The organism is Azospirillum sp. A1-3, assembly GCF_023806445.1.
Lineage (GTDB): Bacteria > Pseudomonadota > Alphaproteobacteria > Azospirillales > Azospirillaceae > Azospirillum.
In genome coordinates, this window is sequence record NZ_JAMSLU010000001.1 from 1,584,598 (window position 1) to 1,597,971 (window position 13,374).

Annotated in this window: 13 protein-coding genes; 4 read left to right on the plus strand and 9 right to left on the minus strand. The window is 68.0% G+C overall.

What is annotated here, in order from left to right; genetic code table 11:
* Window positions 1-154 precede the first annotated feature (154 nt).
* A complete protein-coding gene (locus M5E06_RS07490) occupies window positions 155-664 on the plus strand; it encodes a DUF4405 domain-containing protein (protein WP_252137710.1) in 510 nt (169 codons plus the stop codon).
* Window positions 665-673: 9 nt separating this feature from the next.
* On the opposite strand, the gene M5E06_RS07495 is transcribed toward M5E06_RS07490, so the two are convergent.
* From M5E06_RS07495 to M5E06_RS07520, 6 genes are all read right to left on the minus strand, one after another.
* Window positions 674-4,189 (minus strand): SNF2-related protein, encoded by a 3,516-nt coding sequence (locus M5E06_RS07495; protein WP_252137711.1) that lies wholly within the window; start codon window positions 4,187-4,189, stop codon window positions 674-676.
* Window positions 4,190-4,385: 196 nt separating this feature from the next.
* The gene (locus M5E06_RS07500; protein WP_252137712.1) at window positions 4,386-5,051 is read right to left on the minus strand and encodes a phosphatase PAP2 family protein; all 666 of its coding nucleotides are present in this window, start codon (window positions 5,049-5,051) and stop codon (window positions 4,386-4,388) included.
* A 92-nt stretch (window positions 5,052-5,143) separates the two neighbouring features.
* On the minus strand, window positions 5,144-6,538 hold the full coding sequence (locus M5E06_RS07505) for a PleD family two-component system response regulator (RefSeq protein ID WP_252137713.1): 1,395 nt from the start codon (window positions 6,536-6,538) through the stop codon (window positions 5,144-5,146).
* A 41-nt stretch (window positions 6,539-6,579) separates the two neighbouring features.
* A complete protein-coding gene (locus tag M5E06_RS07510; RefSeq protein WP_085089773.1) occupies window positions 6,580-6,987 on the minus strand; it encodes a response regulator in 408 nt (135 codons plus the stop codon).
* 255 nt (window positions 6,988-7,242) lie between these two features.
* A complete protein-coding gene (locus M5E06_RS07515) occupies window positions 7,243-7,959 on the minus strand; it encodes a GGDEF domain-containing protein (RefSeq protein WP_286208633.1) in 717 nt (238 codons plus the stop codon).
* 255 nt (window positions 7,960-8,214) lie between these two features.
* Entirely contained in the window at window positions 8,215-9,255 is a 1,041-nt protein-coding gene (locus tag M5E06_RS07520; protein ID WP_252137714.1) for a 2-hydroxyacid dehydrogenase, read from the minus strand.
* A gap of 108 nt (window positions 9,256-9,363) precedes the next feature.
* Between M5E06_RS07520 and M5E06_RS07525 the strand changes: the two genes are divergently transcribed.
* Together M5E06_RS07525 and M5E06_RS07530 are read left to right on the plus strand one after the other, a co-directional pair.
* Window positions 9,364-10,221 carry a cell envelope integrity EipB family protein gene (locus M5E06_RS07525; RefSeq protein ID WP_247870517.1) on the plus strand — a complete coding sequence of 286 codons (858 nt, stop codon included), beginning with the start codon at window positions 9,364-9,366 and terminating at the stop codon, window positions 10,219-10,221.
* Between the two features lie 171 nt (window positions 10,222-10,392).
* A complete protein-coding gene (locus tag M5E06_RS07530; RefSeq protein ID WP_098739542.1) occupies window positions 10,393-10,620 on the plus strand; it encodes a hypothetical protein in 228 nt (75 codons plus the stop codon).
* A gap of 63 nt (window positions 10,621-10,683) precedes the next feature.
* Here the strand turns inward: M5E06_RS07530 and M5E06_RS07535 are convergent, their stop codons facing one another.
* Window positions 10,684-12,003 (minus strand): replication-associated recombination protein A, encoded by a 1,320-nt coding sequence (locus tag M5E06_RS07535; RefSeq protein WP_109073819.1) that lies wholly within the window; start codon window positions 12,001-12,003, stop codon window positions 10,684-10,686.
* A gap of 10 nt (window positions 12,004-12,013) precedes the next feature.
* Window positions 12,014-12,385 carry a hypothetical protein gene (locus M5E06_RS07540; protein ID WP_252137715.1) on the minus strand — a complete coding sequence of 124 codons (372 nt, stop codon included), beginning with the start codon at window positions 12,383-12,385 and terminating at the stop codon, window positions 12,014-12,016.
* 124 nt (window positions 12,386-12,509) lie between these two features.
* Here M5E06_RS07540 and M5E06_RS07545 point away from each other — a divergent pair, with 124 nt between their 5' ends.
* Entirely contained in the window at window positions 12,510-12,770 is a 261-nt protein-coding gene (locus M5E06_RS07545) for a hypothetical protein (RefSeq protein WP_252137716.1), read from the plus strand.
* A 5-nt stretch (window positions 12,771-12,775) separates the two neighbouring features.
* On the opposite strand, the gene M5E06_RS07550 is transcribed toward M5E06_RS07545, so the two are convergent.
* Entirely contained in the window at window positions 12,776-13,354 is a 579-nt protein-coding gene (locus tag M5E06_RS07550; RefSeq protein ID WP_109149850.1) for a YqaA family protein, read from the minus strand.
* Window positions 13,355-13,374: the final 20 nt, after the last annotated feature.

Genomic DNA, 13,374 nt, shown 5'->3' on the forward strand with positions numbered 1-13,374 from the left:
TCTTGGACAGGATTGCGGGCGGAGCGGCCGATGGCACGCCGGCCGGCGCGTTACACACTGTTACACAGCCGCACGCCGCCGGATATTGTCCAGTTACAGTCGCGCGCGATCATGGCCGCCAACAAGAAACGACACCGGATCAAGGGCGACTGCCATGACCATCTCCAAGACCATGACCCGCGACGTGGTCACCCCCGTCACCATCGTCACCTTCGTCGTGTCCACGGTGACCGGCGTGATGCTGCTGCTGCACTGGAACGCCGGGCTGGTGCGCTTCTCCCACGAATGGCTGAGCATGGCGTTCTCCGCCATCGCGCTCTGGCATCTGGTGAAGAACTGGCGGGCTTTCCTGGGCTATCTGAAGCGGTACGCCGCGCAAGCCGCCTTCATCGCCAGCATCGTCGTGTCGGTGGTCTTCACCGGCTTGACCGGCACCACCGGCGGCGGCAGCGTCAATCCGGGGGCGGTGTTCGGCGCGCTGTCGGGCGCGACGCTGGAAGCAGCGGCGCCGGCGCTGGGCCTCACGCCCGACAAGGCGGTGGAGGTGCTGAAGACCGCGAACATCGACGCTAGGCCGGGCGAGACCCTGACCGCCATCGGCGAGCGCGCCGGCAAGAATGGCGCTGCCGTCGCCAGCCTGCTGGCGGCGAAGCGGGCACACTGAGGCGGGGGCCTATTCCTCCCCGTCCTCTTCACCGTCTCCAAGCAGATAGTCGATATCGCCGCCGTCGAGAGCACTGACCAGCCCCTTGCCCTCGATGGTGGCGGCGGACAGGCTGCCCTTGCGGCGCTGGAGGTCGAGGATGCGTTCCTCCACCGTGTTGGCGGCGATCAGCTTGTAGACGAAGACCGGCTTGTCCTGGCCGATGCGATAGGCGCGGTCGGTCGCCTGATCCTCGGCGGCCGGATTCCACCAGGGATCGTAGTGGATCACCGTGTCGGCCGCGGTCAGGTTCAGGCCGCGTCCGCCGGCCTTCAGGCTGATGAGGAAGACCGGGACCTCGCGGTTCTGGAAGCGGTTCACCGGCTCGGCGCGGTCCAGCGTACGGCCGGTCAGCTCGACATAGGGGATGTGGGCCTTCTCCAATTCCAGCTTGATGAGGTCGAGCATGGTGGTGAACTGCGAGAAGATCAGGATGCGCCGGCCTTCCGGCACCATCTCCTTCACCATTTCGGTCAGGGCGTGCAGCTTGGCGCTTGGCCGCGCCTTGCCGCCCAGCGCAGCGATGGATTTCAGCAGGCACGGGTCGCAGCAGACCTGCCGCAGCTTCAACAGCGCGTCGATCACCGCGATGGCGTTCTGGCCCAGCCCCTTGCCGCTGGCGGCCAACGCCGCGCGCACCGTCTCGTTCACCGACAGGCGGATGGTCTCGTAAAGGTCGCGCTGGTCGCGTTCCAGGTCGATGCGCACCACCACCTCGGTCTTCGGCGGCAGCTCCTTGGCCACCGCCTCCTTGGTGCGGCGGAGCAGGAAGGGGCGGATGCGGCGCATCAGCAGGTTGGCGCGGGTGTTGTCGCCGCGCTTCTCGATCGGCACGCGGTAACGCTTGCCGAAATCCTTGCGGTCGCCCAGCAGGCCCGGCATCAGGAAGGCGAACTGGCTCCACAGCTCGCCCAGATTGTTCTCCACCGGCGTGCCGGACAGGCAGAGCCGGTGCCGCGCCGGCAGCGCCGCCACCGCACGGGTCGCCTTGCCGTCGGGGTTCTTGATCGCCTGCGCCTCGTCCAGCACGATCATGTGCCAGGTCAGGCGTTTCAGCAGATCGACGTCGCGCGCCACCACGCCATAGGTGGTGACGACGATGTGGGCGCGGTCGATCTCCGACAGCTTGCCATGGCGGTCGACGCCATGCAGCACGACGACGCGCAGATGCGGGGTGAAGCGCTCCGACTCTGCGACCCAGTTGGGCACGAGGCTGGTCGGCACCACGACGAGGCAGGGCTCGGTCAGCCGGCCCTCATGTTCCTCCATGGCGATGTGGGCCAGCGTCTGGGCGGTCTTGCCCAGCCCCATGTCATCGGCCAGGATTCCGGCGACGTTGTTGGCGCGCAGGCTCTGCATCCAGGCCAGACCGCCGCGCTGGTAATCGCGCAACTCGCCCCTGAAGCCCGGCGGCGGGGTCATGTCACCCGGCATCTCGTCGGCGCGCAGGCGCTGGAGATAGCCGTCGATCTGCGCCGTCTCGTCGCCGCGCCGGGCGATCAAATCGTCGATGTCCAGCAGCGAGTCGGCTTCGGCCAACGGCACCTTCAGCCGGTCGCCGCTGCTGCGCCCGCTGTCCAGCATCGCTTCCAGAACGCTGAGCAGCCGCTCGATCCGTTCGGCCGGCAGGGCTAGGACATTGCCGTCGTCCAGCACGATGTGGGCGCGGCCGTCGATGACACGGGTGGTCGACAGGCCGCCCTTTTCCACCAGCCGGGCGAGGATCGGCAGAAGCGGCTGGCGCTCGCCGTCGATCTCCACGCCGACATCCAGGTCGAACCAGCCGTCGCCGGCATCGCGGACGGCAACCTCGACCTCCGCCCCCGGTTCGATGACCTTGGTGCCGAAATCGGCGCCGACCTCCATGATCCAGCCGGCCTTGGTCAGGGCGGGGACCTCGTTGGTCAGGAAATGCTGCCAGCGCTCCTCGACGTCCCGGCCGGTCAGCCAGTGGACGCGGGAGCCGCGGGCGTTCAGCGCGCCTTTCGGCGGTTCGATCCGCGCCTGGGCGAAGCCGAGTCCGGACAGCCGGTCCAGCGCCGCCTGCTCGTCGGCCTTGTCGCGGCGGACGAAGGTGACGTCGCCGAAGTCGTCCTCGTAACGGGCGAACTGGCGCTGGTCGTCGGGCTCGATCTCCACCGCGCGGCCGGGCTCGCCATAGTCGAAGGAGAGGCGCAGCACGTCGACCAGCCCGTCGGCCGGCGTCACCACGCGGCCGAGGCGCGCGATGATGCGGGGGGAGCGCTCGACGATGGCTGCCGCATCGGCCGCCCCGCTGCGCACGCCGGGGATGGCGTTGTCGCGGAAGCTGGATGTCGCGATGGAGGGCGGCGGCGGGGTGATGCGCGGCATCGACGCCACACCGCTGCGCGACGGGCCGAACAGGCGGGACGGCGTCGATTTGGACGGGGGAGATTTGGATGGAACCGGCGGCGGTGGCGGAGCGGCCGGCACCGGCTTGGCCTTCGGCACCTCCACCACCTGTAGGTCGACCGGGAAGACGGTGCCGGAGGCACTGTCGACGCACCAATAGGACTGCCCCTTCACCAGCACGCTGCGTTCCGGCAGACCGGTCGGGCGCAGCTTGCGGGTGGCGGGGTCGCGGAAGGCGCGGACGGTGCGGCCCGGCCCCTCGGCCAGCGGGGTGCCGTCGCGCCAGCGCAGGCGGCCGGTGGAGAGCAGGCGGCGCAGCAGGCGGTCCACCGCCTCTCCCCGGCTCTTGGCAACGGGGGTGCGTTCGGTGCCGCCGCCGCCGAGCAGCCGGGCGATGGCACGGTCGGCATCGCCGTCGACGGAGCGCGGCGCCTTGGCCAGCACGTCGCGCGGGCTGGCGGGGCTGGCGTCGGCCGATCCCTCCGCCACGAATTCCACCAGGATGTAGCAGGCAACGTCGCCCTGCCCCGGCTCCAGCGTCCAGCGCAGACTGCGCACCGGCTCCGGCTTGGCTGCCGGGGGTGGAGGCGGTGGGGGCTGGGGCGCCACGCTGCGGATCGGCGGCGGGACCGGCGGGCGGACCAGGGTGAGCGGAGCCTTGGGGGCGGGCGGTGCCGAGGGGGCCGTTGCGGCCGGGGTGGGCGCGACGGGTACAGGCGGCGGCGGAGGAGGCGGGACCAGCGGCGCCTTCACGTCCGCCACGTCGAACAGCGAGGCGCGACGCCATTCCGGCCGGCTTTCCAGCGCCAGCATCGCCGCCGCCGCCATATGGGCGCAGGCGTTGCGGCCACAGGAACAGCTGCGGTCGAGCACGATGCTGCGCTTGCCCTGCACCGGCATCACCGTCACCGACAGCCGCCGGCCGAGATCGCTGACCTCCGCCTCGATCCGGTCGCCGCCGGGAGGACCCAGCGTCACCGCACCGGTCATCATCAGCGTGCGGCCGCGCTGCAGCGTCTTGGCATCGAAGACGCGCGTCAGGTCCTCCTGACCGAAGGGGACGGCGGCGCCACCCGACGAAGGGCCACGCGGCAGGGCATCGAAAAGCGACATGCGGTGCGAGGTGACCAGGCGAAAGCTGATGGAATGGGGCGGAACGGAACGGAAACGGGGCGTCGGTATAGGATCTTGCGCGGCGTGGCGCAAGCCTTAGGCTCAAGCATTGACGCGAACGGTGCCGCAACGGCGGAACCGGGCGCGGCCGTCCGTCATAGCACAGGACGACAGCGGCTTCACCCCGGTTGGTGATTTACCCGCGATTGCCGGGGAATACCCGGCTGGCCAGTTCGCACAGACCGCCCTCGCTGTCCAACTGATGGGCGGCCCAGCGGATGGTTCCCTCGACGAAGGACGGATCGCCGGCGTGGACCAGCAGGGCCAGCCCCAGCGCCATCGCCCCCGCCAGCCAGGGGGAGGGGCGCAGGCGCGGGACGGCGTCCTTGCGGCTGCTCCACAGGAACAGCAGGGCCGACAGCCCGCCGATCATCAGCCCGGCCAACACCTCCGCCCCCGAATGGGCGGAGACGGCGACACGCGAGGCGCCGATCGCCAACACCAGCACCACCGCCGCCAGCGGCAGCACGATGCGGAGCCAGCGCGATCGGGCACTGCGCGCCGCCAGCGCCGACACCGACCCGTAGAAGACGGCGGAGAAGGCGGCATGGCCGCTTGGGCTGACGAAACGGTCGCCGGCGAACAGCGACGGGAACAGCGGGAAGTCCGGCAGACCACAGCCATGCCCCACCAGCTTCAGCACCACCATAGCGCCCAGGCACAGCGACAGGGCAAGCAGCCAGCGCAGCGCCAGCGGCGCCGAATGGTGCCGCCACAGCGCAGTCGCATAGAGGGCGGAAAGCGGGACGAGAAGGCTGCTGCTGCCCAGATGGGTGATGGCGCCGCTGGCGGTGGCGAGCATCGGTCCCCCATGGATGCCGGTGATAACGAACGGCTTTGCCACATGGTGCGGCGCAGCAGGATCGGCAAGAGGACGAGTCGAAAGCCCCGCCCCTACCCCTCCATCTGGTCGGCGCGGGCGTCGGCGATGACGCAGTTGCGGCCCGACCGCTTGGCTTCGTACAGCGCCTCGTCGGCCCGGCGGACCAGCCCTTCGGCGGTATCGCCCAGCCGTCCGCCGATGGAGATGCCGACGGACACCGTCACGTTGATCTCGCCGTGGCCGGTCGATACGGCGAAGGGCATGTCGGCGATGCGCGAACGCAGGCGTTCGGCGACGATCAGCGCGGCTTCCCCGTCGGTATCGGGCAGGATGACGATGAACTCCTCGCCACCCAGCCGGGCGACGAGGTCGAAGGTGCGCAGGTTGCGGCTGGCGCGGGCGGACACCTCGCGCAGAACCTCGTCACCGATGGCGTGGCCATAGGTGTCGTTGACCACCTTGAAATGGTCGATGTCGAACATCAGCACCGACACCGGCTTATGGCTGTCGATGGCGCGTTCCAGCAGCCGCGGCAGATGGGCGTTGACGTAACGGCGGTTGAAGACGCCGGTCAGGCTGTCGGTCAGCGCCATCGACAGGCTCTGCTCGTAATTGGAGCGCAGCCGTTCCTGATAGCGCTTGCGCCGGATCTGGGTGCGGGCGCGGGCCAGCAACTCGTTCCGGTCGACCGGCTTGACGACGTAATCATTGGCACCGAGTTCCAGCCCCTTCGCCACCTGCCCCAGATCGCCGTCGTCCACCATCAACAGGATCGGCACCTGCCGCGTGCGCTCATGCGAGCGCAACTGCGAACAGAGGCGCAGCCCGTCCTCGTTCAGCAGGGTCAGGCTGACCACCACCAGATCGAGCGGCGTGCCCAGCGCGCGTTCCAGCGCCTTGGCGCCGGTGTCGGCGGAGAACACCATGTTGTGGTCGCGCTGAAGCGTCTCCGTCACCTTTTCCAGGTCGAGGGCGGAGTCCTCCAGCACCAGCACATTGGCGCGCTCGAAGGATTCGCTCAGCATGGTGCCGCTGCGCTCGATGACGCCGAACTGGCCGGACGTGCTTTCGCGCAGGCGCCACTCGTCCATCATCATCTTCAGCCGAACCAGCGAGCGGACGCGCGCGAACAGCGCGATGTCGTTCACCGGCTTGGTCAGGAAATCATCGGCCCCGGCCTCCAGGCCGCGGACGCGGTCGGCGATGTCCGACAGCGCCGTGACCATCACCACGGGAATGTGCATGGTGGCGGGATCGGAACGGATCTTCTCGCACACCTCGAACCCGTCCATGCCCGGCATCATCACGTCGAGCAGAACGATATCCGGCGATTCCTTCCGCACCATCTCAAGCGCGTCGGGTCCGTTGAAGGCCGTCAGAACATTGAAGTACTCGCGCGTCAGCTTCGCCGCAAGCAGCTTCACATTCGGCAGTACATCGTCGACGACAAGGACACGCGCGGACATCGGAAGGAAATTCCTGCAGAATTGCTACAGAGAAAACAGACTTAGCCGAGAAACTTCTTGACTGTTTCGAGGAACTTCACAACCGAAATAGGCTTCGCGACATAATCCTCGCAGCCGCCCTGACGGATTTTTTCTTCGTCACCTTTCATGGCGAAGGCGGTGACGGCCACGACCGGAATGCTCCTCAGATCCGGATCGTCCTTGATCCAACGGGTCACCTCCAGCCCGGAAACCTCCGGCAGCTGGATGTCCATCAGGATCAGGTCGGGGCGGTGCTGACGGGCCAGCCGCATCGCCTCCATGCCTTCGCGGGTCTGCAGCGTGCCATAGCCGTGCGCTTCGAGCAGGTCATGAAAGAGCTTCATGTTCAGCTCGTTGTCCTCGACGATGAGGACGGTCTTCGTCGGCCCACCACCGGTCGCCAATGGACCGCAAGGCTCCGCTGACATGCATCCTCCCTGGGTGTGACCCCCGCGTTCACGCCGCCCATTGCCGGATTGCGTACCGCAGTTGCGGGGTCGCAAGACCGGTATAGCCCCTTTCTGATTAGGTCGCGACGGTTAAATAGTCGTTACCGGACCGCTGGATGACAGCCCTGATGACCGCGGACCGCCCTGCATTCAAACGAAAACCGCCCGCGGCGGACGCGGGCGGCGATCGGTTATCGACAGCGGTAATATACTGAGATGGAGCCGGGCCGCGGCTCAAGCCGCCCGCTTGGTCTTGCGCTTGGCATCGCGGCGGCGGGCCCCCTTGGCGCCGTACATCATGGCGTCGGCGCGGCGCATCACCTCGTCCTCGCTGTCGTCGGCGCCATAGGGCTGGGTGCCGACGGAGAAACGGACCGGCAGCGACTGCCCACCCCATTCCACATGGGTGGCGTCGGCGATGGCAGCCAGTTGGCGGGCGCGGGCGAGGCCGCTGGCGGTGTCGGTGTTGGTCAGCAGCACGGCGAACTCGTCGCCGCCCAGCCGGGCGACCACGTCCTCCTGCCGGACATTGCCGACGATCATCCGCGCCACCTGCCGCAGATAGGCGTCGCCGGCGATATGGCCGTGGGTGTCGTTGATGGCCTTGAAACCGTCCAGGTCGATCATGACCAGCAGGCCGCCGGCGGACCCGTTGCGGCGGGCCGAGGCCAACTCGCGCCGGAAGTGGCTGTAGAAGCCGCGCCGGTTCAACAGGCCGGTCAGCTCGTCCGTCATCGTCAGGCTTTCCAGGTAGGCGATGCGCTCATGCAACTCGGCGATCGTCTCCTTGGCTTCGGCGAGCAGCGCGATCGTCTCGTCCAGCGTCTGGCGCTCGGTCCCCCGCAGAAGCCCGACACGCGAAGCCAACGCAACCGGCGACCATCCGGCCGGCACGTCGAAACGGTCGGAGGTGTGGTGCTTCAGGTCCAGGGCGGCGACGATGGCATTCATGGGGTCGGCTCCTCTGATGAAGGTCGGAACACTTCGCCTCTACCCAAGCAACCCCTGTGCCAACCCGCCGCACCCCGCAGATACCAAGCATTTTATGCATTTCCGGCAGATTGCGCCGCCGGATCATCGGTAGGGGATGGAGCCTCTTTCCTACCGGACCGGCATCTTCTGCCCACCCCAACCGTTCGGGGCAGGAAATCCCTGCCGGTAAGGGGCCGCCGGAACGCCGGCCCGGTAAAAGGCTCCATCCGCCCATTACACCACCCGATCCGGCGCCGGCCGGCCGGCCATCACCGCATCGATGTTGTCCAGCGCCTTGAATCCCATGGCATTCCGCGTTTCGACCGTGGCGCTGCCCAGATGCGGCAGCAGGAACGCGTTGGGCAGATCGCGGTAGCCGGGATGCAGGTTCGGCTCGTTCTCGAACACGTCGAGCCCGGCGGACGCCAACCGCCCGGTCTTCAGCGCGGCGATCACCGCCTCATCGTCCACCACGCTGCCGCGCGCCGTGTTGATGAGGATGGCCCCCGGCGGCAGCCGCCCAATCCGTTCGGCGTTCAGCCAATGTCGGGTTTCCGCCGTGGCGGGAAAGTGAAGCGACAGGACATCGCACTCCGGCAGCATCGCCTCCGGATCGGCATGATAGGTGGCGCCCAGTTCGAGGTCCGGGGTCAGGCGCCGGCGGTTGCTGTAATGGATGGTCATGCCGAAGGCGCGAGCGCGGGCCGCCACCGCCTGTCCGATGCGGCCCATGCCGACGATGCCCAGCCGCTTGCCGCCGACATGGGTGCCCATCAGTTGGGTCGGCGTCCAGCCGGTCCAGGCATTGGCACGGATCATCCGCTCGCCCTCCGAGGCGCGGCGCGCGGCACCCAGCAGAAGCAGCAGCGCGATGTCGGCGGTGGCGTCGGTAAGAACGTCCGGCGTGTTGCTGACGGTCAGGCCGCGGGCGCGCGCCGCCTCCAGGTCGATGTGGTCGGTGCCGACGGAGAAGGTCGCCAGCACCCGCACCCGCTGCGGCAAGGCCGCGATGGCGGCGGAGTCCAGCCGATCACCGGCACAGCAGAGCACGGCGTCGGCCCCAACCTCCGCCGCACGGGCGGCGATCTCCGCCCCGCTGAAGGCGCGGTCTTCCGGATTGAGCACGGCCCGGTAATCGCGCGAGGCCCGCGCCTCCACCGCTTCGGGAAGACGGCGGGTCAGCAGCAGCACCGGGCGGGCAGAGGGCTGGGCAGAGGGGTGGGAGGCGGGACTGTCCGACTGCGCCGCAAACGGCAACTCGGCAGGGCTTGTCATTCCGGCGGTTCCCTTCCATTGATAAGACATTCGGGTGGCGGGCCTTTCGGACCGCGGAAAAAACACCCATACTTCACCAAGAGCCGTCAATCACCTGTGGATCCCGTCTTGCTCGACCGTCTTTCCGCCTTTCCGGCAACCGTCGGCGCGGTCCTCGCGGCCGCCGTTTCCACCGGTGCGCTCCTCGCGGCCTCCCCCGTCCTGGCTCAGCCGGCCGCGACCTCCATGGCGGCGGTGGCGGCCAGGATCCAGCCGCACCGGGCGATCTACACCATGTCGCTGGCCTCGGCGCGCAACGGCTCGAAGGTCAGCGACGTCCGCGGCCGCATGATGTTCGAATGGGCCGACGCCTGCGACGGCTGGACGACGGAGCAGCGCTTCCAGCTGCGCTTCGTCTACAGCGAAGGCGACGACATGGCGATGAACACCAACTACACGACCTGGGAATCGAAGGACGGCCTGCGCTACCGCTTCAACGTCCGCAAGCTGGTCAACGGCGAGGTGGACGAGGAGGTGCGCGGCGAGGCGAACCTGAACCGCGACGGCGCCGGCACCGCCCAGTTCACCAAGCCCGAACCGCAGGAGATGGAGCTGCCGGCCGGCACCATGTTCCCGACCGCCCACACGCTGGCGATCCTGGACCATGCCGAACGGAAGGACCCCTTCTTCACCCGCACCATCTTCGACGGGTCCGACGCGGAAGGACCGACCGAGGTGTCGACCGTCGTCGGCAAGCCCGGCGCGCCGACGGACGCCGGCAAGGACCCGCTGCTGAAGGTGGGCAAGGCCTGGCCGGTCCGCATGGCCTTCTTCCCGACCCAGAGCGATTCGGCCCAGCCGGAGTATGAGATGAGCCTGCATCTGCTGGAAAACGGCATCGCCGAGTCCATGCAGATCGACTATGGCGATTTCACCGTCAACGCGGTGCTGGACAAGATCGAGGCGCTGCCGAAGTCGGGATGTTGACGGCGGCGCAACGCGCCCGTGACAATTCACATCGGGTTTGCCGATCCAGGGGACATCCGATGGTTTCCCTGTTGATCGCGACTCGCCGCTGCGCTTAACTGCGGGTTGGGGTTTTGCGCAACAGGCCGGGTTTAGCCCACGGGTAACCGGCCGTCCGAGGGTTTATCCGTCATGAGCAAGAAGCATGTCCAGATCGGGCAGGTTTTCCAACCGGTCGGCAGCGCCGGCGGCCGCGGTTGGCGGGTGACGGCAACGGTCAACCTGCTGGGCATCCCGCACGCCCGCGTCGTCAGCACCGAAGACGAGGGCGTGTCGAAGACCCTCAGCTGCTCGGTCCTCGCCGACACCAGCCACTATCGCCTGATCGCATCGGCGCCGGCCGATGGGATGGCGGCGTAAAGGGCGCGGTTCAGCGGACGTTATTCAACGCCGTCATTCCGACACCGGCATGACGTCCGCCCCCTACTCCTCCCCCCGCCGCTCGCGCAGTCGCGCCCAATAGTCCAGCCGCTTGCGCAGGTCGCGTTCAAACCCCCGCTCCACCGGCTGGTAGAACTCGCGCCGCGCCATCCCTTCGGGGAAGTAGTTCTGGCCGGAGAAGCCCTCCGCCGTGTCGTGGTCGTACTCGTATCCCTTGCCGTAGCCGATGGTCTTCATCAGCTTGGTCGGCGCGTTCAGGATATGCTTGGGCGGCATCAGCGAACCGGTTTCCTTCGCCGCGCGCACCGCCGACTTGTAGGCCGTATAGCCGGCGTTCGACTTCGGCGCCGTCCCCAGATAGATCACCAACTGCGCCAGGGCCAGTTCGCCCTCAGGGCTGCCCAGCCGCTCATAGGCTTCCCAGGCGGCGATGGCCTGGGTCAGGGCGTTGGGATCGGCCAGTCCGACATCCTCAACCGCGAAGCGGGTCAGGCGCCGCGCGATGTAACGCGGGTCCTCGCCACCATCCAGCATGCGGCTGTACCAGTAGAGCGCCGCGTCGGTGTCCGACCCGCGCAGCGACTTGTGCAGGGCGCTGATGAGGTTGTAATGCCCCTCCTGCGCCTTGTCGTAGAGCGGGGCGCGGCGCTGGATGGTGGCGGCGAGCGCGTTGGTGTCCAGCACCGTCTCGCCCGGCAGCGCGAACAGCTCCTCGCACAGGTTCAGGCAGAAGCGGCCGTCACCGTCGGCCATCGCCTTCACCGCGGCGCGCGCATCGGCGTCCAGCGGCAGCGGCCGGCCCATCTCCGCCTCCGCCCGCGACAGCAGCTTTTCCAGCGCCGCATCGTCCAGGCGGTTGAGCACGAACACCTGCGCCCGTGACAGCAAGGCGGCGTTGAGTTCGAAGGATGGATTCTCGGTGGTGGCGCCGACCAGCGTGACGGTGCCGTCCTCGACGAAGGGCAGGAAACCGTCCTGCTGGGAGCGGTTGAAGCGATGGATCTCGTCGATGAACAGCAGAGTCCCCTGCCCCGCCACCCGCCGGGCGCGGGCGGCGTCGAAGACCTTGCGCAGGTCGGCGACGCCGGAGAAGACCGCCGACAGCGGTTCGAAATGCAGGTCGGTGCTGTGGGCCAGCAGACGGGCGATGGTGGTCTTGCCGCAGCCGGGCGGCCCCCACAGGATCATGGAGGCCAGCCGCCGCGCCGCAACCATGCGACCCAGCGGCCCATCGGGCTTCAGCAGATGGTCTTGCCCGACCACCTCGTCCAGCGTGCGCGGGCGCAGCCGGTCGGCGAGCGGGCGGGGAGCCGCCGACTCGAACAGCCCGGCATCCCCGCCCGACTCGCCGCGTTTTGCCATGACGGGTGCCTCAGCGCGCCGCGCCGCAGCGCTGATAGCACTGCTTCAGCTGATAGCTGCAGTTGTCGGTCGGGCTGAACGGGGTCGAATCGGCGCGGTCGATGCCGCCCTGGTTGCGCGCCGCGACCGAGTCCATGCACACATTGTGGCTCCGCTCGCACTGGGCCTGACAGGAGGCGCCGGAACCGGTGCCGCCGTCGATCCGCAGCGACTGGTCGTCGGCGCCGCCGCGCGGGGTGGACGGTCCGGGGACCACGGTGACGATGGGCGCCGGGCCGGAGGCGGCAGGGCGCGACGCCGGGTGATCGGCGCAGGCCGACAGGCCGAGAAGGGCCACGGCCACGAGCGGGGCGATGAGACGGACCGGACGGAACTTAGCCACGACGGCTCCTATTCTTCTTGTTGTGAGGACGGCCATGGGCATGACGGAATGCCACACCCCTCTGGACCATCCCCCGTTCGGCCCCCACTATGCCGATATCAGCTGTAAGAAGGGAATGACTGAAATGACTTCCAAATCGGACGGCAGACCGCCGCGCAACCGGTCCCTGCGACTGCTGCTGGCGCTGCTTGTCCTCGGCCTCGTCATGCTGGCCTCGCGCGCGCTGGCGCTGCCCAATGTCGGCATGGCCGAGATGATCATCCCGCTGCTGGGCGGGCTGTTCGTGGCGGTCGCCATCGTCCTGATCGTGCGCCGTGACCGTGCCGACCGCGACGCCCTGCCCCCGTCCCGGCGTGACCGCCAGGACCAGGGCATGCCGGACTGAGTCGCTCAGACGAACTTGAAGCTGAGCAGGCCGCCGACCACGACGACCAGAAGGACGGTGGCCACCAGCATCAGCCGCTTCTCGATGATGTGCTGAACCTGCGGTCCGTAGAAATGCAGCAGGATGGCGATCATGTAGAATCGGGAGAAGCGCGCGACGATCGAACAGAGGATGAAGACGGTCAGGTCCAGATGGGCGAATCCGGCGGTGATCGTCAGCAGCTTGTAGGGGATCGGCGTCACCCCCTTCAGGATCAGGAACCAGGGGCCGAACTCGGTGAACATCTCCTGGAAATGATGGAACGACTCCTGCGCATTGTAGAAGTCGATGATCATCCGCCCGACGCTCTCGAACAGATAAAAGCCCAGCGCATAGCCCAGCAGGCCGCCCACAAGCGACGCGAAGGCGCAGATGTTGGTGTAGAACCAGAGTCGCTTCGGCTTCTCCAGGCACATCGGCACCAGCATCACGTCCGGCGGCAATGGGAAGAAGGAGCTTTCGGCGAAGGAGATCGCCGACATCCACCAGACGGCATCGTCGCGGGCGGACAGGCGCTGGAGGCGCGTGTAAAGGGAACGCAACATTCGACCGGCCACATAAGAGA

What these genes read in the sequence shown, in the direction of transcription:
- M5E06_RS07490 (WP_252137710.1), top strand. Translation starts at nt 155, where the DNA reads ATGACCATCTCCAAGACCATGACCCGCGACGTGGTCACCCCCGTCACC.
- M5E06_RS07495 (WP_252137711.1), bottom strand. Translation starts at nt 4,189, where the DNA reads ATGTCGCTTTTCGATGCCCTGCCGCGTGGCCCTTCGTCGGGTGGCGCC.
- M5E06_RS07500 (WP_252137712.1), bottom strand. Translation starts at nt 5,051, where the DNA reads ATGCTCGCCACCGCCAGCGGCGCCATCACCCATCTGGGCAGCAGCAGC.
- M5E06_RS07505 (WP_252137713.1), bottom strand. Translation starts at nt 6,538, where the DNA reads ATGTCCGCGCGTGTCCTTGTCGTCGACGATGTACTGCCGAATGTGAAG.
- M5E06_RS07510 (WP_085089773.1), bottom strand. Translation starts at nt 6,987, where the DNA reads ATGTCAGCGGAGCCTTGCGGTCCATTGGCGACCGGTGGTGGGCCGACG.
- M5E06_RS07515 (WP_286208633.1), bottom strand. Translation starts at nt 7,959, where the DNA reads ATGAATGCCATCGTCGCCGCCCTGGACCTGAAGCACCACACCTCCGAC.
- M5E06_RS07520 (WP_252137714.1), bottom strand. Translation starts at nt 9,255, where the DNA reads ATGACAAGCCCTGCCGAGTTGCCGTTTGCGGCGCAGTCGGACAGTCCC.
- M5E06_RS07530 (WP_098739542.1), top strand. Translation starts at nt 10,393, where the DNA reads ATGAGCAAGAAGCATGTCCAGATCGGGCAGGTTTTCCAACCGGTCGGC.
- M5E06_RS07535 (WP_109073819.1), bottom strand. Translation starts at nt 12,003, where the DNA reads ATGGCAAAACGCGGCGAGTCGGGCGGGGATGCCGGGCTGTTCGAGTCG.
- M5E06_RS07545 (WP_252137716.1), top strand. Translation starts at nt 12,510, where the DNA reads ATGACTTCCAAATCGGACGGCAGACCGCCGCGCAACCGGTCCCTGCGA.
- M5E06_RS07550 (WP_109149850.1), bottom strand. Translation starts at nt 13,354, where the DNA reads ATGTTGCGTTCCCTTTACACGCGCCTCCAGCGCCTGTCCGCCCGCGAC.